Consider the following 1,010-nt stretch of genomic DNA (forward strand, 5'->3'; position numbering starts at 1 on the left):
CACCTGCACGTCGACCGCGGCGACGACGCCGGCCCGGCCGGCGCCCAGCGTCCCGGCCATCGCCTGCGCCGCCGCCGGGCCGGCGTCGTCCGACCAGAGCGCGCCGACGCCGCGGGCAGGGTAGATGACGGTGGGCTGCCAGGGCGGCTGGAAGCCGGTCACCACGTCGGGCCAGACGAAGGCGCTGGGCATCAGCAGCAGGCCGTCGCCGGCGAGATCGCGCTCGTAGCGGTAGCGGCTGCTCGTCGTCACGGTCAGCAGGCCGTCGTCGTACGACAGCCGGTGGTGCAGCAGCGCGAACAGCTCCTCCAGGCCCGCGGACGCCAGCTGCCGGGCGCGGTAGTCGATGTCGGCCTGCAGCAGGTCGTGCAGCCGCGGCCAGTGCGGCTCGACCAGCGCGTGCCAGGCCCGCTCGGTGGCGTCGGCCAGTAGCTCGATCGCGGCGGCCGGGTCGTCGAGCAGCCGGCGGCCGAGCGGGGACGCGGCGGCGTCCGGGAGGGTGTCGAGGGAGTACGCCATCTCGGCGTGCGCCAGCGCCGGGTCGGTGGCGCGCAGCTGGGCGATGCCGTCGGCCACCGAGGTGTACGCCGCCTGCGGCGGGCCGCCGAGGAAGTCCGGGGTGTAGCCGGGGCCGGAGTGCGGCATGAAGATCCACAGCGGTTCCAGGTCGAGGCCGGCGGCGGCCTCGCCGAGCCGGCGCAGCCACGGCCGGTGGTAGCCGTGCCGCTCGGTCCGGCGCAGTGTCCGTACCGCCTCGTGCGTCTCGAAGACCGGGGAGACCGCGAAGCGGCAGCGCAGCAGGTCCTCGGGGCCGAAGCGCATGTACACCGGCATCGCCGCCCCCCTTCGCCGGCCGGGTGATTCGGCTGCTGCCGAAAGACTACGGTGCGGCACCGGCGGCGGGCCACGCTCCGGTGATGAGCGACACCACCGCCCCGGACGGCGCGGCCGCACCCGTGCCCGCGGCCCTGCCGTCCGGCCCGGGCGGCGCCCCCGGCCCCGGCGGGGTC

Annotated in this window: 1 protein-coding gene; it reads right to left on the reverse strand. The window is 76.9% G+C overall.

The annotated features are described in order from the left end of the window. On the reverse strand, positions 1-834 hold an 834-nt coding region (locus ABD317_RS37240; RefSeq protein WP_344296546.1), incomplete at its 3' end, for a DUF5937 family protein. Positions 835-1,010 lie beyond the last annotated feature (176 nt).

The organism is Streptomyces synnematoformans, from assembly GCF_039531005.1.
GTDB classification, from domain to species: Bacteria; Actinomycetota; Actinomycetes; order Streptomycetales; family Streptomycetaceae; genus Streptomyces; species Streptomyces synnematoformans.